Source organism: Marixanthomonas spongiae, from assembly GCF_003095375.1.
In the GTDB taxonomy this organism is placed as follows: domain Bacteria; phylum Bacteroidota; class Bacteroidia; order Flavobacteriales; family Flavobacteriaceae; genus Marixanthomonas; species Marixanthomonas spongiae.
Map to the genome: position 1 here is coordinate 36,395 of NZ_QEHR01000010.1, position 22,488 is coordinate 58,882.

Consider the following 22,488-nt stretch of genomic DNA (forward strand, 5'->3'; position numbering starts at 1 on the left):
GTTTTAAAACACATCGAACACAAAACCCAAAAGCCAATATAAAATAAGGAACACCACAATGGTACCTATGCAGCCACATTTACCGCCGCCTATTTTTTTGGCACCCCAAGCTGCTGCAATAATCCGTAAGAGTTTTTTCATCTAAATGTTTTCCCTAAAGATAAACAATTCTTGTTTTAATTTAGTACAAAAAAAATCCCGCCGTGTAGCGGGAGTTTTTGGTATAAGGAACATTAAAAAATCAGTTTTTAATGTTTTCTACTTTTTCCTTGGTCGTGTTTTTTAGTTGGTCGTACTTTTCAGAAATAGAAGATTCTACGTTTCGTGCAGTGTCTTTGATGCTGTCGCCGGCTTCGTTGACTTTAGATTTCAATTTCTGTTTCTGTTCGGGCGACATTCTTTTATATTGCCACCAAGCTAAAGCGCCAGCTCCTATACCCAATATAGCTGCTGCAATTCCTTTTTTTTGTCCGTTGTTCATAGTTCTTTGTTTTTTAATTTTGTTTGTTGTTTGAATGTTATTTTAAATATAAGTCAATTTTAAACCCTGCAATAACTTGCGACCCACTTTAATATTTATTTATGCTGAAATGTTAATGAAAATATACAAGAATTAACATTTTAAAAATTGTCCGTCGTTTTAGCCAATAATCAAGCAATTTTTTATATACTGTTAAGGTTGAATTACACGTAAAATACCATGAGGAAACCAACACCCTATTCGATTTTAGAACTGGCCACCATTGGGGTCAATTTCACTCCTACGGAAGTCTTTAAAAACAGCCTCACCTTGGCCCAAAAAGCCGAACAATTTGGCTACGAACGTTTTTGGCTGGCCGAACACCACAATATGAAAAGCATTGCCAGCTCGGCAACTTCTGTACTTATCGGGCATATTGCCGGCGGCACCGAGAGAATTCGCGTAGGCTCTGGCGGGATTATGTTGCCCAATCATTCGTCTCTATTGATTGCCGAACAATTTGGCACCCTGGGAGCTTTGTATCCCAACCGGATTGATTTAGGATTGGGCAGGGCGCCAGGCACCGACCAAGTTACCGCGCAGGCCATTCGGCCGGATAGGATGCAAGCGGTCTATAAGTTTCCGGAAGAACTGCGGAACATTCAGCAGTATTTTTCAACAGATAACCAACACGCCAAAGTACGGGCGCCCATAGCCGAAGGTGTAACGATGCCTATGTATATTTTAGGCTCCAGTACCGATAGCGCCCATTTGGCGGCAAAAGAAGGTCTGCCCTACGTGTTTGCGAGTCATTTTGCGCCTACCCACTTGTTTGAAGCGTTAAACATTTATTACAATACCTTTCAACCTTCTCCATATCTTGAAAAGCCTTACACCATGGCGTGTATCAATGTTATTGCAGCCGATACCGATGCGGAAGCCGAAAAAATTTCTACTTCATTGATCAGGATGATGCTTGGCGTGATGACAGGAAATATTGACTATGTGCAGCCGCCTACTGAAATGACTTCAGAGTTAAAACAGATTCTTCAAAACCCAGCGTTTCAGAAAATGCTGAAATATGCTTTTATAGGAAGCAAGGAAACGGTAAAACAAAAAACAAAAGGGTTTTTAAAAGAAACCGGCGTGGACGAAATTATGGTGGCTTCCCATATTTACGATCCCGAAGCCCGTGTTAAATCGTTTCAGATATTTTCAGAAGTCATGAAAGAACTATAATTTTTTTAAGATTTAACATTGCGAATAAGCAGCTTGTATTATATAAAAACCTCAATAAAAATGTGGTTTTTTCGCCGTCCTATGTGTAGCTAGTTTCCTAAAGCAATTAAAGGTGTATATTTGAGAACAACAACCTTATCACTATCAATATGTTAAAATATATCTTTTCATGCTTTATCTGTATAGCTTCATTACAGGCACAAACGTTCAATAAAGCTAAATTGGACAGCCTTTTTAGTGTCATTGAGGCCAATAACAAAGGCATGGGAGGCTTTTCCATCTTTTCAAATGGGGAGGAGGTTTATAATAAATCGTTTGGATTTTCAGATGTGGCAACCCAGGCAAAGGCAAATGATTTAACCAAATACCGCATCGGTTCCATTTCAAAAACATATACCGCTGCCATCATTATGCAACTTGTTGAAGAAAGAAAAATAAACGTGAACACCTTGTTAAGCAAATATTTCCCAACAGTTCCCAATGCCGACAAAATTACTGTTGAATCCCTGTTACGGCACAAAAGCGGCCTGTTTAACATTACCCAAACGAAAGACTTAAGGGCTTGGGTGGAGCAACCTCAATCCCGTAAAAAAATGATTGAGCGCATTATCGACAACGGTACCAACTTTGAGCCCAACGAGAAAACACAGTACTCCAACACCAATTTTGTTTTATTGTCCTATATCGCTGAAGAAGTTGAAATGAAAGATTTCGCAACTATTTTAGATGAAAGAATAATCAAACCTTTAAACTTAAAGAGAACGGAATATGGTAAGCCCATAAAGCCCTCAAACAATGAGGCATTACCGTATATTTTTGAAAATTCGGAATGGAAAGAAATTAAATTGCAAACCAATATGAGCATCCCAATGGGTGCCGGGGCCGTAGTGTCAACAGCAACTGAATTGAACCAATTTTTCACAAGCATGTTCACCGGTACATTGTTGTCAACAGCTTCGTTGCGGGCTATGATAAATGCTGAAGAAGGAATGGGATTGGGGCTTATGAAATTACCTCTTGAAGATAAAGAAGTCTATGGACATGGAGGCAGCATTGATGGTTTTCAGGCGTTTTCAGCATACTTTCCAGCCGAAAACGTATCCATGTCATTAACCACAAACAATTTATACACCCAGGTTTCAGGGGTTTTTCTTGGTGCCGTTAAAATCTACTTTGAGATGAACTATACCCTTCCAGACTTCTCACCAAAGGAAACCATAGAAGTAACTTCAGAACAATTGGACACCTATTTGGGAACGTATGGCAGCTCTGCTTTTCCAATTGATATTTATATTACAAAAGATGGTGATACACTTATCGCACAAGGAGAAGGACAGCCAAGGTTTCCGCTGGATGCCGTTGGGCCCCATATTTTTTATTCAGAAAGTGTAATGATCAAATTAACATTTCAACCAAAAGAAAACAAATTGATTGTCCATCAAGGAGGCCAAACATACGAATTGAGTAGAGAATAATGATGCTTAAATAAAGCGAAGTACCTTCAGTTTTAAATAGCCATTAACATGAACACGACAAACAACCACATCAACTATATCGAATTAAAGGCCAATGACCTTGTATTAATAAAGAAATTCTATTCCACTTGTTTTGGATGGAGTTTTACCGATTATGGCCCAACGTATGTGGATTTTTCAGAAAGTGGGCTGCAGGGAGGTTTCGAAAAAACAGATGCCGAAATTGTAAATGGTGCACTCGTTGTTTTATACCATGAAAATTTAGAACAGGTAAAAAGCACGATTATTGAAGCCAACGGAACCATTTCCAAAGACATTTTTTCCTTTCCCGGCGGAAGGCGGTTTCATTTTTTAGACCCATCAGGAAACGAATTGGCCATTTGGACCAATCAATAAAAAAAGTGCCTTGGCGCTTGTTGTTTACTCAATTATGTCCTTTTCATTTCTTACTGTTCTATATTTTCAGTATCTTGAAAACGAATAGGTTATAACGATAAATAGAACTGTTATGGAAGAGTTACCATTGGTTAATTTTCACTTTCGAGTAGATTGGGGCGGAACAAGAATTGGATTTACTGAAGTGACCGGCCTCGATATGGAATATGAAGTCTTGGAATACCGACACGGCGCCAGCCTGGAATTTTCGACCCAGAAACTGCCGGGGCTCAGGAAATTTCGCAACATTGTACTGAAACGCGGGATGCACAAAAATGACAACGATTTTTTTAAATGGTTTGACGATTTTAGGCAAAGCAAGGAAAGAAGGGATATTACCATTAGCCTTTTAAATGAAGAGCACGAACCTACGGTTGTTTGGAAGGTACGCAATACGTGGCCGGTGTCCATTAAATATTCCGGGCTTCATGCCACCAAAACCGAAGTGTTTATTGAACGCATGGAACTCACCCACGAAGGCATACAGGTTGAAAACGGTAGCGATAGCGAATGAGGCCGCCACGAAAAACATATCCGCCATTGAACATGCATTTCGTTGTTGAATTTGAGGGTCAAAAATCGATTTCTGACGGTCAGTTTCAATCAGTACAAGGATTGCAGGCCAGAATCTGTACAAAGGAGGACAGCAAAGAACGAAAGGTTCATTTTGAAAACATTGTTTTAAAACGGGCCTATCAACCCAACTCCAAATTGATCGCTTGGTGCATGGACGCTATAAACAATCATAAAAAACAACCCCGAAACTTATTGATTAAACTGCTAAATGCCCAACACGAGCCAATAAGTGCTTGGGAAATCGAACAGGCTGTTCCGGTAGGCTGGGGCGTGGAAGAACTGCATGCCCAAGACACGAAAATACTACTGGAGTGCATAGAACTGGATTACAAATACTTTCAGGTTATCGACGGCGATGGAAACGTAATAGCGCCAATTGAGGATGAAAAGGAAACTTTCTTTGAGCATAAGTGAGCTTTAAACTTAAAATAACCTCTCCCACGGTTATTTTTCAATTTAACTGTATCCAACTTTCGGAAATTTCAAAAATCATTTTACTTATTATCAGTCCATTTCTTAATCGACACTTCCGATGAAAACTCAAGTTATAAACAACAATTAACGCCACTTTAATACAGATAAAACCACTCGCTTGTTATCTTTAATGAAAAAGAAACGATATGGCAAAAAATGTAGCAGATGTATTGGTTGAAAATTTAGTAAATGCTGGCGTTAAAAGGTTGTACGCAGTAACAGGCGACAGCTTAAACCCCATAAACGATGCCGTTAGACGGGATGGTAGGTTACAGTGGATTCATGTACGCCATGAAGAAGCCGGGGCGTATGCCGCTTCCACGGACGCCGAGCTGGACGGCATAGGTTGTTGTATGGGCAGCAGTGGCCCAGGACACGTACATTTGGTCAATGGTCTGTACGACGCCAACCGTGCCGGAAATCCGGTGATTGCCATCGCTACCACCGTAAACACCAATAAATTGGGAATGGATAATTTTCAGGAAACCAATGTCACCAAGTTGTTTGACGATTGCAGTAAATATTGTTTTATGGCCAACACGCCAGAGCAGGCGGCACACGCGTTTCAAACGGGCATTCAGCACGCAATTCAAGATAGGGGAGTGGCAGTGGTTGGTTTGCCGGGCGATGTTTCAAAAGCCGATGCCGAGCACATTACCACTTCGCATAAAAATTTCAAAACCAATTCCAGGCTTATTCCGGGGAAAGAAGAATTGGAACAATTGGCTACCATCATTAATTCCAATAAAAAAGTGATGTTGTTTTGTGGGCACGGCTGTAAAGATGCTCAGAAAGAAGCAATGCAACTTTCAGAAAAACTGAACGCGCCCATGGGTTTTAGTTTCCGCGGAAAAATATTTTTTGATAAAACCAGCAATCCGTATGCGGTGGGTTTAAATGGTTTGTTAGGCAGTAAATCTGGGTTCAAGGCGATGCACGAAGCCGATCTGCTGATTTTATTGGGCACCGATTTTCCATACACCGAATTTCTGCCCGAAAAAAACAAAATCATACAGATAGATCACAAACCCGAACGCATTGGCCGTCGTGCCAAAGTGGATTATGGCTATGCTGGAACCATAAAAGATACAATCGAAGCGCTGTTGCCTATGTTGGATTCTAATGAAGATGATAAATTTTTAACTGAAATGCGGGAGCTTCATGAAGCGCAAGAAGAAAAATACGCCTCGTATGTGAAAGCCAAATCGAAAGAAAACAACATCCACCCTGAGTTTGTGGCTTCTGTCATCAATGAAACCGCTGCAGATGATGCCATTTTCACCGTTGATACCGGGATGTCCGCAGTTTGGGCGGCACGGTATATTAAAGGAAAAAGTAATCGGTATTTAACAGGTTCGTTTAACCACGGTTCTATGGCCAATGCCATGCCAATGGCCATTGGGGCAGGACTTTCGCGCCCAGACCGTCAAGTGATCGCCCTGTGCGGTGATGGCGGCATAAGCATGCTTTTGGGTGATTTAATGACCATTCGCCAATATAACATCCCGGCAAAAATCATCATTTTTAACAACCGCAGCTTGGGAATGGTAAAACTAGAAATGCAAGTAGCCGGGTACCCCGAGTGGCAGACTGATATGAAAAACCCCGATTTCGCCAAAGTGGCCGAGGCCATGAACATTAAAGCTTGGAACGTGGACGAATGCAAAAACGTTAAAAACACCTTGCAAGAAGCCTTTGCACACGACGGCCCTGCACTTGTGAACATATTTACCGACCCAGATGCACTGGCAATGCCGCCCAAAGTGGAATTTGACCAAATAAAAGGGTTTGCCGAAAGTATGGGCAAATTAATGCTGAACGGCCATACCGCCGAAGTTATCGACACGGCAAAGTCTAACTTTAAGTATTTAAAGGAACTGTTTTAAAGTCTTGCGTGGCAATAAATTATTGAGGCTGTCTAAAAAGTAAAGCATTCAACTTTGTCTTATTGACAACGTAAACTACTTTTTAGACAGCCTCTTGGCATTGAACTAAGTTAGGATTTGATTTTTTCAGCTTTAATGATGCTAATAAACTGTATGCCCAATGCCAATGGTATAATGTATTTACTGCACCTCAAAGGTTTGTTCATAAACCGGTTCATTGTTTTCAAACAACTGTATTCTTACTGAACCCAACTGATCGGGTTTATCAAAAAACACGGTGACTGTAGCTTCATCTAATCTAGCAAAACCTGCCCTATCGGTTCCTGCCGTGCGTACTTCAAGCGGATTGGGTTTGGAAACGGTTTTCAAAGGTTCGTTTTGTTTGCCGAATGCCGTAATGCGCAAGGGCCTATCCTGTACAATTGCCGTTGATGGTGCACCCAAAATCCTGTCGGTTGAAACAAGCTGATACCCTTCTTCTGTAACCTTAAAGGTTAACCGTAACACGGGAACAGGTTGATATAAACTAATGTCCCTTGGCACTTTTTCTGGATCTGGTGTTTCAGGTAAGTTTATATTTTCTTTTGGCTCTTGTGCCATTGCCGATATACTGAACAAAAGCGATACCGTTAACAATAGGACTATTCTATTTAATTTTATCGTGGTTTTCATAATACGTGTGTTTTTAGTTTGTTAATTCACTGTAATACCAAATGGTCCTTAAAATGCATGACCGTTCAAAATCGGGCATCGTTGCATCGCCGTCATTGAGCATGATACAGTTAAGGCTGGAAGGCTCTACCCGAAAACATCCCGAAAATATTTCTTCTACGTCGCTTGTGGGCCATCCATGATCGGTATTATACGTTTCGGCAGCAGATCTACTGCTGTACACATTATGGTATGGGTCGGACGAGGTACGGCAGTTTCCACTATTGTATTCATCTGCAAGACCAAAGGAACTATGGCCACTTTCATGGACTGCTGTTCCAATATTGGTAGGTTCGGTTCCAAAATTACCACCACTGGCCCAATCCCTTTTCACCGTGGTATGGATAACGGCCGCATGGTCTATTATGGATGAATTACTAACGCTGGAGGGGATATCCATCGTAAGAACACCACTGTCATAATCGCTAATAAACCCTCTTTGCGGGGAGTAATAAAAACTCCATAGTTGCCTTCGGTTTCTTATGGCATTGTTAATATGATACCCATCAAAAATCAAGCCTTCCAGATCGGGCAACATATCGCGTCCCGAACTATAGTCCGTTCGGTCTGCTACAAACGCCACATCGATGGTTTTGGCGGGTGCGCCTTTCCCTAAAATTGGGATAGGGGAGTTGCCATAAGGCCAATCGCCAGCCGCAAAATACCAGTCTTCAGATTTGTTCCTGCCTTTTCCGTCAGTAATGCGAACCAAAAAGCGCACAAACGATCCAGCTGCAAATCCAGCAGAAAAGTTATGTGTTTCGTTTGCCGATGTGGGTTCTGGGTCATAATTCCAATCCCTTACAAAGCCCCATTGACCGCCGGGGCGTTGGCGGGCCGATCGCATATTGTTGTCTGGGTTTACGTACAGTTCATATTCATATACAAAAAGTTCTGCCCGGGCAATACCGTCGTTATCGCTAGTGTTGAACGTAAAATTCACCGCAGTGTTATTTGCGGGATGAAATGGCGCATAGCGGGTAGTCAAAGAAGTGGAAGAACCACAACTGGACAGTATTGCCGCCAAAAGCAATAGCCATAAAAATTGAATAGGTTTAAAAAATAATGAATCCATAATCTTTGCTTTTTTAAGGGCCACGCTGGGGATTTTGGCCGGTTTGTTATTTATACCTGTAAAATTAGAAAGGATTTCAATTGCAAACACCCGTTAAACACCCTATTTATGAAAGGGTTAAACCCCTATATTTCAGTAGGTATGTTCTTTACAGGGATTGTTTATAGCATGAAAGCTAACCAAAAGTTCCATAACAAATAAAGTGCTATGGAACTTTTTGGTTCTAATTATGTTGAAGAACTAATTGTATTGTTTTTGCGTATAAAATTGAAGGTGATTTTTAATTTTCGGTACAGGTTACCTCATTTCTTGAAATCAAGGTGCCTTTCCAAACACCTGGTATTTCCACTTCCTTAGTAGATCTATCGCCATACGTTCGTATCACCGTTGTAACAAAAGGAACACTAGCTTTTTCTGAACGGATCAACTGCTTGCAAATAGTTGTCTTTCCAGCCGGGACCACGGTGTTGGTCTTAAAGCTTATGGTCGTGGTAACCGTTGCCGATCCCCCTTTGCTTTTCGTGTTGGTCGTAGTATTCCCAAAACCTAATGTATTGGATACCGTAGCTTCCATACCACCGCCACTGCCAGCTTTCCAACCCACTTGGGCGGTTATTTCTGTCCATATTTTATTGGATATGGACTCTGTGGTTTCCCAAGTTTCCGAATTTGCGAATTGTGTCGATTCAGAAATTTCCTGTGTTTGGTCCCGCGTCGTATTGTTGGTGTATTTAGCACTGAGCGTGGAGGTTTTAGGGCTCGAATTATTATCGAGTACCTTTTTATCAATATCGTACACGGTATTTAGGTGTTTTTCAAAAAGCACGATTTCCTTGGGTGCTATCCGGTCATGAATACCTTCTATCACGGTTAGGTTCCAGAGGGCATTGCTGCGCAGTCCTGGGTCTTGATGATAAAGATTTCCGTCAAAAACATTGCCACCTACCAAGGCTTTTCCATGTTTTTTATCAATAATATGGAACTTATTATTGGCTCTTTTCACTAGTTTCCACTTTGCATTATCCCGGTTATTAGCATCCTGATGGTACACGTTGTTGTCCTGCCGATCTCCTGCTACAATTGCTTTTCCGTGCCTAACATCTACAATGTTATAGTATCCATCGCCCGTAGGGATAAATTGCCATTTCCCGTTGTCCCTGTTTTTTAACTCTTGTTGGTACATTTTACCATCGTACGTATTTCCTGCGACGACAGCTTTTGGTTTTTCGCTGCTGTCTTCAATTTTTATAAAGGCATATTCTTGTGCAATGGCAGAAAAAGATGCACCAAATGATACCAATAACGCGATTACCAATAGGCTATATCGTTTCCATTTCAGCAGTAAAACGTTTTTTGGTGTTCTGGTGTACAAGTTACGTGTTTCCATAATGTAAAAGTTTAGCTGTTTTTAAAATAGATGTGATTTATTTGGAAATTTATACTGCAAATAACCAAAAATCAAAGATGAACGAAAATGATGTAGGACGAAGGACGGCTAATTTTGTCCCAAAGAATGATTTTCTTTACCGGAGTAAATCTATTTGATTGTAAAGATGAAGCGTATTGGAATTTGTAGTTCTAATTTATTCCGTGTTGTCTGTGTTATGATATAAAGAGTGTTATTTGGGATCTTGCTAAATAGCACGAAAAAGTGCTATTCGCCATTTTATTCAAATTAATCCATTTGTACTATAATTTATATTATGTAAAATAGAATATTTTACACCTCAAGTATTATTCTCTGTTCTATCCCCTTTATAATACTTCCATCGTGCCGCATATTATAAAAAAATATCTTTAGTAACAAATAGTAGCTTGCGGTTCACTCCGAACCAGGTATTTTGGCCTCGATAAAATTTTGATCATTGCCGTGGTGAAATTCGATGCCGACCTAAGCCAGCCTACAAACTGCTAAAGCAATAAGCGACAGTTTACGAAAGAAAATAAAAGAAACGATTCCGGAAGTTGTACAAGTATATATTCAGATTAGCGACAACCCTGAAATTGGAGGTTAATTTAGTGAAAAGCATCTCCTACCACCATTCAAAAAAGAACATTCCGGAAAGCGCCGCCCCCACAATTAATACAATTAGAACGATGATTATAAATCCTGCACCAAACTTTGTTTTGGTATTATCTTTTAAAATATAATCTTCGTGATCTTGATGGTTTTGTGTGTCAGTACTCATATAGGTTGTTGATTAATTGTTTCTTGTAATTCGTATTGATAAAAAAATCAGCATTGGCGCCAATTATTACCACGATTCAATATAAATATAGTTAAAATAGGATTTTCAGTAAGTTTTGTTAAGTTTTTTATTTTTTTGAAGGAAATCCCAAATAAATAGCCTCCTTCCCTACTTTACTTTTTTACCGGTACCATCAACACGGGTACTTCGGTTTTTTCCAATACCGTTGTGGCTTCGGTTCCCATTAGTAATTTTTCAAGAAAGCTATGGCTGTGGGTTCCCATCACAATTAGGTCAGCTTTCCATTCGTCTGCATATTTCAAAACAGCGGTGGCCGTTTCGCCTTTTTTCAGCTTCGTTTCCACCTTGTTGTCCAGATGGGCGGCCGCTTTTTGCAGATAATCCTCGGCAACTTTTTGTATTTCAGAATCCATCTGCATGTTTACTGGAAAATTATACCCCTCGTATCCTAAAAAAGAAGGGTATTCCATTCCGTAGTATCGCGTTTGAGCCATCACGTGCAATAAACACACCTTTGCTTTCAGTTTTTTTGCCAAATTATAGCCGGTCTCGGCCACTTGTTCCGAGGTGGGGTGATAATCTATGGCAATCAATATACGTTTCATAATAAAAAATTTTTAGGAGTTAGTCTTCATCTGTTTAAGGAGAAATTGCAATTTCAACGTTAAAACTTGGTTTAGTTTTCAGTTTCCGACAAAGCACTTACCCGGCCATCATACCCCATAAAATCGCGTTGACTGCTATTCACGCTTATATGGCTGTTTTTGTTGCCGTACAAGGTAACGCTTACTTGATAATGCTCCCCTTTTTCTGAAATGTCAAACGTGATAATAGCTGCATTTTTCTTTTGGTTGTACTTGGTTTGAAGGTCTTTCGGAACTCCTTCAAACTCAATGGCACCGCCGTCAAATACATTACCGCTATGCCGCTCACCGAAAAATGGCAGATAGGCCGAAACAGTGTCGTTTTTAAAAGTAAGGTGATTGGCATTGCCAATTAGATTGATCCGGTTTCCAGTTTGCGGGGTCGCCCATTGCGATTCTATGGTAAATTGTTTGTCATTGGCCCATTGCCGTACTTCGTTAGTATGGGCAGCTATTGAAGTGTCATGGGCTGTTCCGCAACTTATAAAAAGCAACGGTAACAGAAAGAGCAGGGTTTTCATAATAGTCTATTTTAATGTACTCTTATAAAATTACAAAAACCATGCCCTTAGGCTATCATCTTGATTTATAAAACTTTATTAAAAAATTATTTTGTTCCTATAGGACCTGTGCCTGTCCGCAATCTGTAGATTTACCAAAATGCCGTTAGGCATTAAATGGGTTTCCTTTGGCACTCCCTTTACCGGTCAAACAGTGATTAATATTTGATATTGGTCACAAAAGCGCGGTATTTCAATAAGGCTACAAACACCGCTCCCCCAATGGCATTGCCCAACAACGCCACAACTTGAAACTGGGCATAATCGCCAAATGATAACGAAGCGGGCACCAATAAGCCTGCAAATACTTCCACATTGCCTACAATGCTGTGGTGCAAACCGGCAAAAGAAAGCACGGCGGTGATCATGTAAATTATGAAAATACGGCTTATGGTATCTTTTGAAGAAGAAAGTACCCACGAAAGCAACCCCATGAGCCATCCGGCCAAAATAGCACTGACCAAAATGACCCAGAAACTGTAATCGGTTACATGCGCAGCGATTTTTGAAACCGTTTCGGCATCAAAAATATGCAGTTTGGGGCCAATCCATACCAAAATAGCGGCCATGGCCCAACCGCCCAATAGATTTCCCACGATCACAAAACCCCATAATTTAAGCAGGTTTCCCAGCGATTGCTTTTTGTTGAGCACCGGCAATGTTAATAAGGAAGTTTGTTCGGTAAACAAAATGGACTGCCCTACAATAACCATGATAAAGCCCATGGGATATACCAAAGATAGCAGTTTAAAGGCTGTGTCTTCTGCCACCTTGCCTTGCAAAAAAAACAACAGGGTAGCCAACAGCAAATAACTGAAGCCTATTTCTAACCCCGCGGTAAACGAACTCAACAAAATACTCACCGAACTTTTTTTATACACCTCTTGTCCTTCGCAGATTTGCTGTTTTAAAATCTCTCCGTGCGATTTAGACACATTATCGTTAGACGTAGTGGTTTTGTCCAGTTCGGAATCTATTTCTTGTTGTTCTTTTTCTTTTTGCGTCATATATTTTGAAAAAAAACCTTCGGCAGAAAGCATCCTACCGAAGGACCATCGCTTGTTTCAATATCCTGTTTTTAGATGAGCTTTTCCAATTCTGCCCGGTTGAGCGATTTAGCATATATTTTTTGATCGGGGTCCATAATGTGTGTGTCTTTTAACCCGCCAATGTAAACGGCTTCGAACCCTATGTCTTCTATAAGCTGTTGTGTTATTTTTTTGCTCTCCTCGTCTTGAGCGGCAAAAGGGACCGCCAATTTATCGGTATCCCTAAACGCCCGTTCTTTTAAATCTTTAGCATAAATGGTGTTGAAAGCTTTGGCAGTTTTTGCCGTGTTGAACTTCATAGCCGTATATTCTGAGGCATTTCGGTTGCTTTCTTTTACTTCTTTTGCCATTTCGCCATCACGTTCTGGATATGGATTCGTGGCGTCTATTACTATTTTATCGGCATATTCCCCGGCATAAACTTCGCTCAGTTCATCGATGGCTTTAAAAGGTGTTGCCAAAAGATAGACATCTGCCTTGGCTTCCCAAGCTTCATCTAAGCTTACGGCTTTTGCGTTGTTGCCGGCATCGCGGGCCAAATCGTTCAATTGGTCGGGATGCCTTGAGCTAAACAATACTTCATGTCCGGCTTTCGCCCAATGTTTTCCTAAGTTTCCGCCTATATTTCCGCTTCCTATTACTCCTATTTTCATAATCAATTGTTTTTAGTGTTATTCGTTATTCTTCTTCGGAATCCAATAGCTTATCTACCGATTTCCGAACTTCTTTCGTCGTTTTTTCATCCCTATTTGTGCTCTTGAGGTTTCCGTCTTTGTCAAGGTTCAATTCTTCATCTGAAGACCCGAAATTCGAAGACCGTCTGTATTTATCTTGAAAATCGGCGTGTTTCTTTTTTGGTTTATCGCTCATGTAATTATTTTAAAAGTTCTTATTACTGAAAGTTTCCGTTAAAGGCAAATTCAGACTGTGGATTGCGGCTCCGTTCTTTTTCAAGTTCTTGTTTTTTCAGCTCATCATCCAATTCATGGGGATTTCCGCCGTAATACCCAAATGCTGCAGCGGTGGCCACGTGGTAATTATCGGGAAAGTTAAATTCCTTCTGCGCCGCTTTAAAATCAATTCCTGCCATTTGGTGAACGGCTATGCCCATACTCGTGGCTTGCATACATACATTGCCCATAAACAGCCCTAAATCGTGCAAGGCGTGAAAGTTTTCTTTGGTGCCGTTTTGCATATCTTTTTTAAAAGCGCAAGCCCATAAAACTTGTGCGTTACCGGCCCACCCTTTATTGAATTTATGCAAACAGTTGAAAATCCTGTCATAAGTTTCTGTTCCTTTTATGCCCCAGATAATGCGCCATGGTTGTTGATTGCTGCTGCTTGGCGCCCACCGTCCTGCTTCGAGCAAGGTTTTTACTTGTTGTTCTGAAATGGCTTTGTTAGAAAATACCCTTGGGCTCCACCGTTCTTCAATCAATGGATAAATGGGGTAAGCCGTTGGAGTCTGTTTTTCAATTGAGTTGGTTTTCAACATATTTTTTCTTTTAAAGATAAAGGGATTGCGCAATAAACAAAAGGCTTTAAAAAAGTTTTAACGATAGCTAAATTCATTTTTAAAGCCTTTTCAGGGAATTACATACTGGTATAGATAAACATTTTCGTCCCTTGCAACCGAATCTTTACCGTAGCAAGGGAATAAAACTATGCGCTTAGGCGGTCTTTAAAATCGTTGATGATGCCTCCCTTGAGCAACACCCGTATTTGCCGTTCGCTCATACTGTGTTTGGTTGGGATTTCAATGTCTCCAGAATCTTTTTTCACGATTACGGTAATGGTGTTCCGGTTTTCCACATCTTTTCGTAGGTTTTTAAATTGTACCATATCGCCTTGTTCAATTTTTTCGTAATCATCATTGTCTTCAAACTCCAAAGGTAAAATACCGAAGTTTACCATATTCTGCCAAGCGATACGGGCATAGCTTTTGGCCAGTACGGCTACTTGGCCTAAATACTTGGGAGCCAACGCTGCGTGTTCACGGCTACTGCCTTGTGCGTAATTTTCACCGGCCACTACAATATGGCCGCCGTATTGGTCTTTGGTTTTCATGGCCCTGTCGTAAAATGTAGGATCGATAACAGTATAACTGTACTTGCTTATTTCGGGCAGGTTACTTCTAAAAGGGAGCACCTCTGCCCCAGCCTTCAATATTTCATCGGTAGAGATATTGTCGCCCATTTTTAATTGTACCGGCACGGTATATTTGTCCTGAAGGTCATGAATATGCGGTATGGAAGCAATATTTGGCCCTTTTTTTAGCTCGATGTTCGAAGTATCTTGCGGTGGAGCCACCAACATATCGGTGTTGATAATGTGGAGCTCTGGTGCCACCCATTTTGGGTATTCCATATCGTACAGTTCTTCTAAATCCCGGGGATCTGTGATTTTTCCGGTCAATGCTGAAGCTGCAGCGGTTTCAGGACTGCACAAATGCACTTGATCGTCTTTGGTACCGCTTCTGTCTGGGAAATTTCGCGGCATGGTCCGTAAACTTATCGTACCGCTTGCTGGTGCTTGTCCCATCCCGATACAGCCCATACAACCGCTTTGATGAAAACGCGCACCAGCGGTAATTAAATTGGCAAAGGTTTTATTGTCGATCATATTTTGGATAATCTGCCTGCTGGTTGGGTTAATGTCGAAAGAGACATCGGTGTGGGCAGATTTTCCTTTCACAATGGCGCCGGCAATCCAAAAGTCTCGCAATCCAGGATTTGCCGAAGAGCCAATGACCACCTGACTTATTTCTTTTCCGGCCACTTCACTTACGGGAACCACATTTCCTGGGCTGGTTGGTAAAGCTATTAATGGGATAAGTTCGTCCAATACGATTTCGTCGTGCAAATCGTATTCACAATCGTCATCGGCAAGAAGTTCTCTCCAGTCGTCTTCCCTTTCTTGACTTTTTAAAAACCGTTTGGTTTCTTCATCACTTGGAAAAACGGTGGTTGTAGCACCCAATTCGGCACCCATATTGGCAATTACGTGGCGGTCCATTGCGCTGAGCTGTTTAAGGCCATCGCCATAATATTCAATTATTTTGCCAACGCCGCCCTTAACATCGTGGCGACGGAGCATTTCCAAAATCACGTCTTTGGCACTTACCCAGTCTGGGAGTTTGCCGGTAACTTTCACCCCCATTACTTTTGGCATTTTCACAAAATACGGTTGCCCGGCTATGGCTGCGGCCACGTCCAAGCCTCCCGTACCAATGGCCAACATGCCCAACGAACCAGCGGCACAGGTGTGGCTATCACTACCAACAAGCGTTTTTCCGGGTTTGCCAAAGCGTTCCATATGCAAGGGATGGCTCACGCCATTTCCCGGACGGCTAAACCACAACCCAAATTTTTGCGCGGCACTGTGCAAAAACAAATGGTCGTCTGCATTTTTAAAGTCGGTTTGCAATAAATTATGATCCACATACTGTACGGCCACTTCGGTTTTGGCGCGGTCCAGTTTCATGGCTTCGAGTTCCAATTGTACCAAAGTACCTGTGGCATCCTGCAAAAGCGCTTGGTCTATTTTAATGCCAATCTCTTTTCCAGGGGTCATTTCCCCTTCAATTAAATGTTCTTTAATCAGTTTTTGTGTTACGTTCATTCCCATGGTTCAAAGTTTTGCATTAAGGTATTCAAATTTGGGTGTATTTAAAATTGGTTTAACAATAAATTATATTTTAAAAACAGTTATTTGAGTTTTAATAAGAGGAAAACAATCAGGAAACGAAATCTTACTGAATCGTGGCTGTTTCATTGAGAGTTTGAAACGCTATTTTCAGGCAAAGTCTATTTTGATTCAAAAAATAACCATGGTACCGGTTTGCTTCGGAAACTGTTTTCCGCAACCCACAAGGTATTGTCTTGACTTTTGCAGGACTTTAAGGACCCTATCAAATCATATAAAAACTCGCGAATGGCCGTCCTTGGCATTATTGTTTTGTCTTTGGCCACAGGGATTGTTGCTTCCGCAGTTATTCCTATTGATGTGAAACCCTGAAGAAGTTGCATAATTTCACAAAGTATTATTAAATTTTTGTACCCTGCGTTACTGAATTGTATATTTAAGGAACTAAAAAAATTGAGAACTTATGAACATTAACTTTGAGTACGACAATGTTTCGGCCAGCGACCGTTTGGAAGCGCTTGCCACCGAGAAAATAAACAAACTGGTAAACAAATACGACTTTATTGTAAGAGCCGATGTTTTTTTTGAAGCTGAAAACACCTCGGATGATGAAACCGGACGAAAAACAAAAATTCAGTTAAGCGCTCCCGGACCCCGGTTGTTTGCTGAAGAAAGCAAAGAAAAATTTGAAATTTCGTTAGCCGAAGTCATCAACCAACTCGACCGGCAATTGCAAAAACGAAAAGGCAAAATGAAAACATACTAAACATGGAAGAAATGGGAGAAATCGCAAGAGACGATAGACAACTTACCTTAATATATAGCAGCAATACCCGTGTGGGCAAACATACGTTGAGTTATCTTCAGGGCATTGACGAAAAAGTGGAAGCCGTGGATATTTCCAAAGTGAAAGTTACCGGAACCCAATGGGTCGAGCTGGCCAAAGCCATGGGGAAATCGGTTGGCGATTTGGTGGATAAACGCATTATGGAAGAGAAAGGCACAGATACCTCAGACTTTGATACCGACGATTGGATTAAAATACTGCAAAACAACAATGAAGTATTGACCCAGCCCATTGCCATTAAAGGTGAGAAGACGATGCAAATTGAAAACCCGCCCAATATCATGAACTTTTTTGGGGTGGAATCTGCTGGAATTGAAAAAACCATGCATACCGAAAAACCCAACATAGAACCCAAAACCGAAGATGAAAACTTTAAATAAAATGGGTTGAAATTGCTAAAAAAAACGCGGAACAGATCAAGTTCCGCGCTTTTTTATTGTGCTGATAGCTTTCGGTTTATTTCTTCTGCTTGGTATCTACCCTGCCCAGCGGCTGTATTTTTTCTTTCAACCTAACATATAAATCAAATTGGGGTTGGGTAAGGATGTCTCGCATTTCGGCAGATTCTTCTTCTCCGAGGCTTAAAAGGCTGTTCAGTTTTTCCCGGCCTTCAAGATTTTGGCGTATTTTGTCGTAACGCGGCAAAAACTCTTCAATTTTCTTTTTGAACAACAGCTCTTGTTTAGAAGTTAACGCCAATTCGGCATTATAAGTCTCGGTTAAGGCATCGGCCCTTATTTCATAATCATCGGCATCTTTTTGTAAAAAAGGATCCTGTGCTTGGGCCGCGAAGCCAATAAACAATGTTAAAAGTAGTATCAGTTTTTTCATGGTGTTTGAATTTTGAAAGATAAAATACTTAAAAATTTGATGATTCATTGCCATCAAACCGATGTTTAACGCTTTCGTTAACAATGCTTAACATTTTTTAAAATAAATAGGCTTTTCAAAAGCAATTGAATATTAGCTATTTTTGAACTATGAAGAAAACTGCCCACGAACATTTTACGCTGTATAAACCCTATGGTTATTTAAGTCAATTTGTGAACAATGGACCTAAAAAGAATTCCAAAAGACTGTTGGGCGAACTCTATGATTTTCCTGAAGGTACCATGGCCGTTGGTCGCTTGGACGAAGACAGTGAAGGTTTATTGCTCCTTACCACTAACGGCAAGGTTAGTCATGAAATATGCAGCGGAGAAATTGAAAAAGAATACTACGCCCAAGTAGATGGATTGATAACCGAAGCGGCCATTAACCAGTTGCAGCAAGGTGTTGAAATAGGGTACAGCGGAAAAAAATACCAAACAAAACCGTGTGAAGCGTTTCGGTTAATTGACGTGCCCAATCTGCCTAAAAGGGCTAAAAAGATACGGGATAGCCGCCACGGCCCAACTTCTTGGGTTTCGATCACCTTAACGGAAGGAAAATTTCGGCAAGTCAAGAAAATGACAGCTGCCGTAGGTTTTCCCACCCTCAGACTGGTACGGGTGCGCGTTGGCGACATAAAGATCAATGGCATGCAAGCCGGTGAAGTGCTTCCAGTAGAAACTTTGGGGGTATAAAAAAAGAAGGTGTCTAAAAAGTAAAAAAATTGATATCCGGTCAAGCCTGCCTTTTTAGTTGGATAGGCGCAGTCGAGACCCCATTGACAGTGAGAACCTTGTAGTTTTATACCGTGCTCGAAAAGACAGTTAAAAGTACTTTTAGGCGTCCTCTTTAATCACGTTTATAGCTGTTTATTATTCTGAAACAATAGGCAATTTTATCATAGACGGATATATCTTGGAATGATGTATGGTATTGTGTGCCACCACACCTTCTTTTTCGTCATAATTATTTCCGCCCGTATTCAAATTCCTTGCAAAACGCGGAAAGTTACTGCTCGATACCTCAATACGGATGCGGTGTCCTTTTTTAAAGAAATTGCTTGTGCTCATTGGGGTTAAATCTACTTGATACACCTTTCCTTTTTCCATAAATACTTCTTTGTCATACCCTTCGCGATAACGAACACGTTGTATGGTTTCATCAAGGTTGTAGGCACGGCCATCTGGATAAACGTCAATGAGTTTGATGGTTACATCGGTGTCTTTTACATCACTGGAAAGGTATAAGGTCGATTCAATAAAGCCTGAAACTTCCATGCCTTCTTTTAAGGGTTCGCTGGTGTACACCAAAATATCTTCTCGGGTCTCCATTGCTTGCTGGTCGAATGCACCCCCTTCTATGGCATTTCCGGTGCAACACACGTTTCCGCCGTATGATGGAACCGGATTCATGGGATCGTAGGTAAAGGTATCTGGCGCGTCTTTTCTTTTTGGTTTTTTAAATGTTAACCTACCGTCGCCATTCAGGGTATTGGCTTGGCCATTGCTTTCTAAATACATGGGCGTCATTTCAGCCTTTTTAGGAGGCCAGGTTTCCGAAGCTTGCCATTTATTGCTGCCCATGGTATAATATTGAACGCGCGGTGTCTCTTCTTTGAAATTGTTTTGCTTTTCTTTCAACCACAAATCGAACCAACTGTAAATTTGTTCTTCATAGTTCAAGGTAGCATCGCCAACCGGGCGTTCGCCTACAATGGTGTTTTCGGTTGCCCGGAAATATCCGCAGTGCAATGTTGGGGCAATGACCAGATACTGATTGTCGCGTACTTCTTTCTCCTTGGCCGTTTGACGCACGTGATTAAACAATGCCAAATTAGGGCTGCTGGAAACATCGTACCAAGATACAAACCAAAAACTGGGTACGCCAAAGCCCATGGTGTCGTGATACAAACCGCCTTCGTACCATGCCGGGTCGTTTGGTTTACGGCGTACCATTTTATCGAAAATCTCTTTCTTGCCGTGCATATTCTGTAACATATCCTGAATGGGCAAATGTGACAATGCTTCGGACATGTCGATTTTTGGGTTTTCCGGTGCTAGATCGTAAAAGCGGGAAATACGGATAAGGTCTTCTTGCGTGGTCCCTTCGGGAATCCTGGGTTTAAACTTGTCCTGTTCCACGCCATACAGCCAAGCGAAAAACAACAACTGCTCTGCGCCTCCCCGATACCAGTTGCCTTGTTCGTGGTACTCGCCTACTGTGCCAATTCCTGCGCCATAGCCCATAGGCACCATGGCGGCGTGAGAAGGATGGTCCAAGGCGGCAACGGCCATTTGCCACTCAGCGGTGGAAGAACAACCAATAGTCCCAATTTTACCGTTGGACCACGGTTGGTTTTTCATCCAGGTAAAGGCATCGTATCCATCGGTCAATGGCACGCCAAGGATGTCCCACTCCCCTTCCGAGAAAAACCGGCCCCGTTCGTTTTGTACCACGTAAGCATAGCCTCGTTTTACGGCCTCCAACGCCGATTTGGCCGTGCGGCTGCGTTTTTCGCCATCCTGCCACGTGTTGAAATTATAAGGTGTTCTCGAAAAAATGATGGGTACTTTTTTATCGGTTTTAGGGCGGTAAATATCGGTTGCCAACCGAACGCCATCGCGCATGGGCATCATAATCTTTTGATCGGTTATGGCGAGTTCTTCCAGTTGTTGAAATACATCTTCTTCTTCGGTTTTATTTTGAGCAATTACTGTATTAAATCCCATTAACACGATCAGTAAAAGCACAAAGAAATAGATTGGTCGGTTTTTCATAAAAAATGGTTTAAACAAGTTTTAAAACTATAAGAAAAATAGCAGTGTCCCTTGTAAAAGTTCAATTTTAACATAGAGATATTTAGCGTTTTTCTTTGGAAGAAATTGAGAATGATTTGTAGCGCGCGGCTAATTTTTATAAAATCTTGTTATAGTTTGTTTACAGGGCGTTAAATAGAAGTGGATTTCAAATAATAACCCGTACTTTAATGGAAAACAAAGATAAAGATTATGAGCACAGAAGGTAAAAATCAAAAATCAAACAGCAAAGACACAACCTACAATGCCGATGTTACCAAGCACGACTTGGAAATGTTGGGCCAAGACCACATACACGGTGATGGCGGAGATGACCAACAATTGAAAGAACGCGCGCAGCAGATAGATTTCAGCGGAAAAAACTTAGATGTTCCCGGGAGCAATAAAGCCAAAAAGAACCAAGGTCCCTCAAAATTAAAAGACGAAGAAAACAAACTGTACAGCCAAGGCGGCGACAGTAACGAGAATTTAGAACGGGATGACGCCTCTAAAGGGTAAACCATAAAGTACAAGAACAAGGCAAGCAAGACAAGAACGATTTTATAATTTATTTGGATGCCAATAAAATAGAGCTTGTCTTGTTTTTTTATGATCTATATGAAGGTTGTCTAAAAAATGATTTAAACTATACGTTCGTCTGCGACTGCCGGAAAGACAGGCTAAACTTTACTGTACTTAAATTTCAGATAGCCTATTTTGGATTTATATTATAAATCTTCGGCGTTGGCAATCATTTCGGCAACGTCCATTACGGCTACATCGTTTTCTTTTTCTTTGCCCTTTACGCCATCGGTCATCATGGTGTTACAAAATGGACAGGCAGCAGCAATAACGCTGGGCTGGGTTTCCAAGGCTTCTTCGGTACGCTCAATGTTCACGTCTTTTTGGCCTTCTTCGGGTTCTTTAAACATTTGTGCCCCACCGGCTCCGCAACACAGTCCTCGGGATTTGCAGCGTCTCATTTCAACCAGCTCTACTTCCAGTTTACGCAATAAATCGCGAGGGGCTTCATATTCGCCATTGGCACGGCCGAGATAACAAGGATCGTGAAAAGTGATTTTCTTTCCTTTAAATTTTCCGCCTTCTACTTTTAACCTTCCTTCGTCTAAGAGCGATTTCAGAAATTGGGTGTGGTGTACAATATCGTAGTTCCCTCCCAGTTCGGGATATTCGTTTTTAATGGTGTTAAAACAGTGCGGACACGCGGTAACGATTTTTTTAATTTCGTAGCCATTGAGCACTTCAATATTGGTCATGGCCTGCATTTGGAACAGAAATTCATTTCCTGCGCGTTTTGCTGGATCGCCTGTACAGCTTTCTTCGGTTCCCAAGACGGCAAAATCCACTTTTGCATTGTGCAATAGTTTTACAAAAGCTTTGGTAATTTTTTTGGCCCGATCGTCAAAACTGCCGGAACAGCCTACCCAAAATAATACTTCGGGTTTTTTGCCTTCCGCCATATATTCGGCCATTGTTGGTACTTTTATCGGTTCACTCATAGTGTCTTTCTTTCTTT

The 22,488-nt window shown here is 41.3% G+C and carries 26 protein-coding genes; 10 read left to right on the forward strand and 16 right to left on the reverse strand.

What is annotated here, in order from left to right:
- Positions 1-3 precede the first annotated feature (3 nt).
- Complete coding sequence (locus tag DDV96_RS15875; protein WP_165806015.1) at positions 4-141, reverse strand: hypothetical protein; 138 nt, start codon at positions 139-141, stop codon at positions 4-6.
- Between the two features lie 100 nt (positions 142-241).
- A complete protein-coding gene (locus DDV96_RS13830; protein ID WP_116695374.1) occupies positions 242-481 on the reverse strand; it encodes a YtxH domain-containing protein in 240 nt (79 codons plus the stop codon).
- A 219-nt stretch (positions 482-700) separates the two neighbouring features.
- Here DDV96_RS13830 and DDV96_RS13835 point away from each other — a divergent pair, with 219 nt between their 5' ends.
- The 6 genes from DDV96_RS13835 to DDV96_RS13860 all read left to right on the forward strand — a co-directional run bounded on the left by DDV96_RS13835 (position 701) and on the right by DDV96_RS13860 (position 6,545).
- Complete coding sequence (locus DDV96_RS13835) at positions 701-1,699, forward strand: LLM class flavin-dependent oxidoreductase (protein ID WP_116695375.1); 999 nt, start codon at positions 701-703, stop codon at positions 1,697-1,699.
- A gap of 149 nt (positions 1,700-1,848) precedes the next feature.
- Complete coding sequence (locus DDV96_RS13840; RefSeq protein WP_116695376.1) at positions 1,849-3,174, forward strand: serine hydrolase domain-containing protein; 1,326 nt, start codon at positions 1,849-1,851, stop codon at positions 3,172-3,174.
- 48 nt (positions 3,175-3,222) lie between these two features.
- The gene (locus DDV96_RS13845; protein ID WP_116695377.1) at positions 3,223-3,570 is read left to right on the forward strand and encodes a VOC family protein; all 348 of its coding nucleotides are present in this window, start codon (positions 3,223-3,225) and stop codon (positions 3,568-3,570) included.
- 112 nt (positions 3,571-3,682) lie between these two features.
- Positions 3,683-4,123 (forward strand): phage tail protein, encoded by a 441-nt coding sequence (locus tag DDV96_RS13850; protein ID WP_116695378.1) that lies wholly within the window; start codon positions 3,683-3,685, stop codon positions 4,121-4,123.
- Positions 4,120-4,599: a phage tail protein gene (locus DDV96_RS13855; protein WP_116695379.1), complete on the forward strand. Its 480-nt coding sequence runs from the start codon at positions 4,120-4,122 to the stop codon at positions 4,597-4,599. The genes DDV96_RS13850 and DDV96_RS13855 overlap by 4 nt, the downstream gene beginning before the upstream one ends.
- Positions 4,600-4,805: 206 nt before the next feature.
- Positions 4,806-6,545, forward strand: coding sequence for a thiamine pyrophosphate-dependent enzyme (locus tag DDV96_RS13860; protein WP_116695380.1), 1,740 nt, complete (start codon positions 4,806-4,808; stop codon positions 6,543-6,545).
- A 180-nt stretch (positions 6,546-6,725) separates the two neighbouring features.
- Here the strand turns inward: DDV96_RS13860 and DDV96_RS13865 are convergent, their stop codons facing one another.
- The 11 genes from DDV96_RS13865 to DDV96_RS13910 all read right to left on the reverse strand — a co-directional run bounded on the left by DDV96_RS13865 (position 6,726) and on the right by DDV96_RS13910 (position 16,415).
- Positions 6,726-7,217: a hypothetical protein gene (locus DDV96_RS13865; protein WP_116695381.1), complete on the reverse strand. Its 492-nt coding sequence runs from the start codon at positions 7,215-7,217 to the stop codon at positions 6,726-6,728.
- A gap of 13 nt (positions 7,218-7,230) precedes the next feature.
- Entirely contained in the window at positions 7,231-8,331 is a 1,101-nt protein-coding gene (locus DDV96_RS13870; protein ID WP_133240858.1) for a hypothetical protein, read from the reverse strand.
- Positions 8,332-8,611: 280 nt separating this feature from the next.
- Entirely contained in the window at positions 8,612-9,718 is a 1,107-nt protein-coding gene (locus DDV96_RS13875) for an RICIN domain-containing protein (protein WP_116695383.1), read from the reverse strand.
- Between the two features lie 646 nt (positions 9,719-10,364).
- Positions 10,365-10,520 carry a hypothetical protein gene (locus tag DDV96_RS15880; protein ID WP_165806016.1) on the reverse strand — a complete coding sequence of 52 codons (156 nt, stop codon included), beginning with the start codon at positions 10,518-10,520 and terminating at the stop codon, positions 10,365-10,367.
- 173 nt (positions 10,521-10,693) lie between these two features.
- A complete protein-coding gene (locus DDV96_RS13880; protein WP_116695384.1) occupies positions 10,694-11,146 on the reverse strand; it encodes a universal stress protein in 453 nt (150 codons plus the stop codon).
- Between the two features lie 71 nt (positions 11,147-11,217).
- A complete protein-coding gene (locus DDV96_RS13885) occupies positions 11,218-11,706 on the reverse strand; it encodes a DUF4251 domain-containing protein (RefSeq protein ID WP_116695385.1) in 489 nt (162 codons plus the stop codon).
- Between the two features lie 197 nt (positions 11,707-11,903).
- Positions 11,904-12,752: a formate/nitrite transporter family protein gene (locus DDV96_RS13890; protein ID WP_116695411.1), complete on the reverse strand. Its 849-nt coding sequence runs from the start codon at positions 12,750-12,752 to the stop codon at positions 11,904-11,906.
- Positions 12,753-12,823: 71 nt separating this feature from the next.
- Positions 12,824-13,447 (reverse strand): NADPH-dependent F420 reductase, encoded by a 624-nt coding sequence (locus DDV96_RS13895; protein WP_116695386.1) that lies wholly within the window; start codon positions 13,445-13,447, stop codon positions 12,824-12,826.
- A 25-nt stretch (positions 13,448-13,472) separates the two neighbouring features.
- The gene (locus DDV96_RS13900) at positions 13,473-13,664 is read right to left on the reverse strand and encodes a hypothetical protein (RefSeq protein ID WP_116695387.1); all 192 of its coding nucleotides are present in this window, start codon (positions 13,662-13,664) and stop codon (positions 13,473-13,475) included.
- 22 nt (positions 13,665-13,686) lie between these two features.
- Positions 13,687-14,289: a nitroreductase family protein gene (locus DDV96_RS13905; protein WP_116695388.1), complete on the reverse strand. Its 603-nt coding sequence runs from the start codon at positions 14,287-14,289 to the stop codon at positions 13,687-13,689.
- A 167-nt stretch (positions 14,290-14,456) separates the two neighbouring features.
- Complete coding sequence (locus DDV96_RS13910) at positions 14,457-16,415, reverse strand: aconitate hydratase (protein ID WP_116695412.1); 1,959 nt, start codon at positions 16,413-16,415, stop codon at positions 14,457-14,459.
- 487 nt (positions 16,416-16,902) lie between these two features.
- Here DDV96_RS13910 and hpf point away from each other — a divergent pair, with 487 nt between their 5' ends.
- Both hpf and DDV96_RS13925 read left to right on the forward strand, forming a co-directional pair.
- The gene (hpf, locus tag DDV96_RS13920) at positions 16,903-17,205 is read left to right on the forward strand and encodes a ribosome hibernation-promoting factor, HPF/YfiA family (RefSeq protein ID WP_116695390.1); all 303 of its coding nucleotides are present in this window, start codon (positions 16,903-16,905) and stop codon (positions 17,203-17,205) included.
- A gap of 2 nt (positions 17,206-17,207) precedes the next feature.
- The gene (locus DDV96_RS13925) at positions 17,208-17,666 is read left to right on the forward strand and encodes an arsenate reductase family protein (protein WP_116695391.1); all 459 of its coding nucleotides are present in this window, start codon (positions 17,208-17,210) and stop codon (positions 17,664-17,666) included.
- Positions 17,667-17,742: 76 nt separating this feature from the next.
- Here DDV96_RS13925 and DDV96_RS13930 read toward each other — a convergent pair whose 3' ends face one another.
- Entirely contained in the window at positions 17,743-18,117 is a 375-nt protein-coding gene (locus DDV96_RS13930; protein WP_133240859.1) for a hypothetical protein, read from the reverse strand.
- Between the two features lie 149 nt (positions 18,118-18,266).
- On the opposite strand from DDV96_RS13930, the gene DDV96_RS13935 reads away from it, so the two are divergent.
- Entirely contained in the window at positions 18,267-18,851 is a 585-nt protein-coding gene (locus tag DDV96_RS13935; RefSeq protein ID WP_116695393.1) for a pseudouridine synthase, read from the forward strand.
- A gap of 177 nt (positions 18,852-19,028) precedes the next feature.
- Here DDV96_RS13935 and DDV96_RS13940 read toward each other — a convergent pair whose 3' ends face one another.
- On the reverse strand, positions 19,029-20,933 hold the full coding sequence (locus DDV96_RS13940; protein WP_116695394.1) for a CocE/NonD family hydrolase: 1,905 nt from the start codon (positions 20,931-20,933) through the stop codon (positions 19,029-19,031).
- A gap of 231 nt (positions 20,934-21,164) precedes the next feature.
- Here DDV96_RS13940 and DDV96_RS13945 point away from each other — a divergent pair, with 231 nt between their 5' ends.
- Positions 21,165-21,470, forward strand: a complete 306-nt coding sequence (locus DDV96_RS13945; RefSeq protein ID WP_116695395.1) for a hypothetical protein — start codon at positions 21,165-21,167, stop codon at positions 21,468-21,470.
- A gap of 209 nt (positions 21,471-21,679) precedes the next feature.
- On the opposite strand, the gene DDV96_RS13950 is transcribed toward DDV96_RS13945, so the two are convergent.
- Positions 21,680-22,471: a (Fe-S)-binding protein gene (locus DDV96_RS13950; RefSeq protein WP_116695396.1), complete on the reverse strand. Its 792-nt coding sequence runs from the start codon at positions 22,469-22,471 to the stop codon at positions 21,680-21,682.
- Positions 22,472-22,488 lie beyond the last annotated feature (17 nt).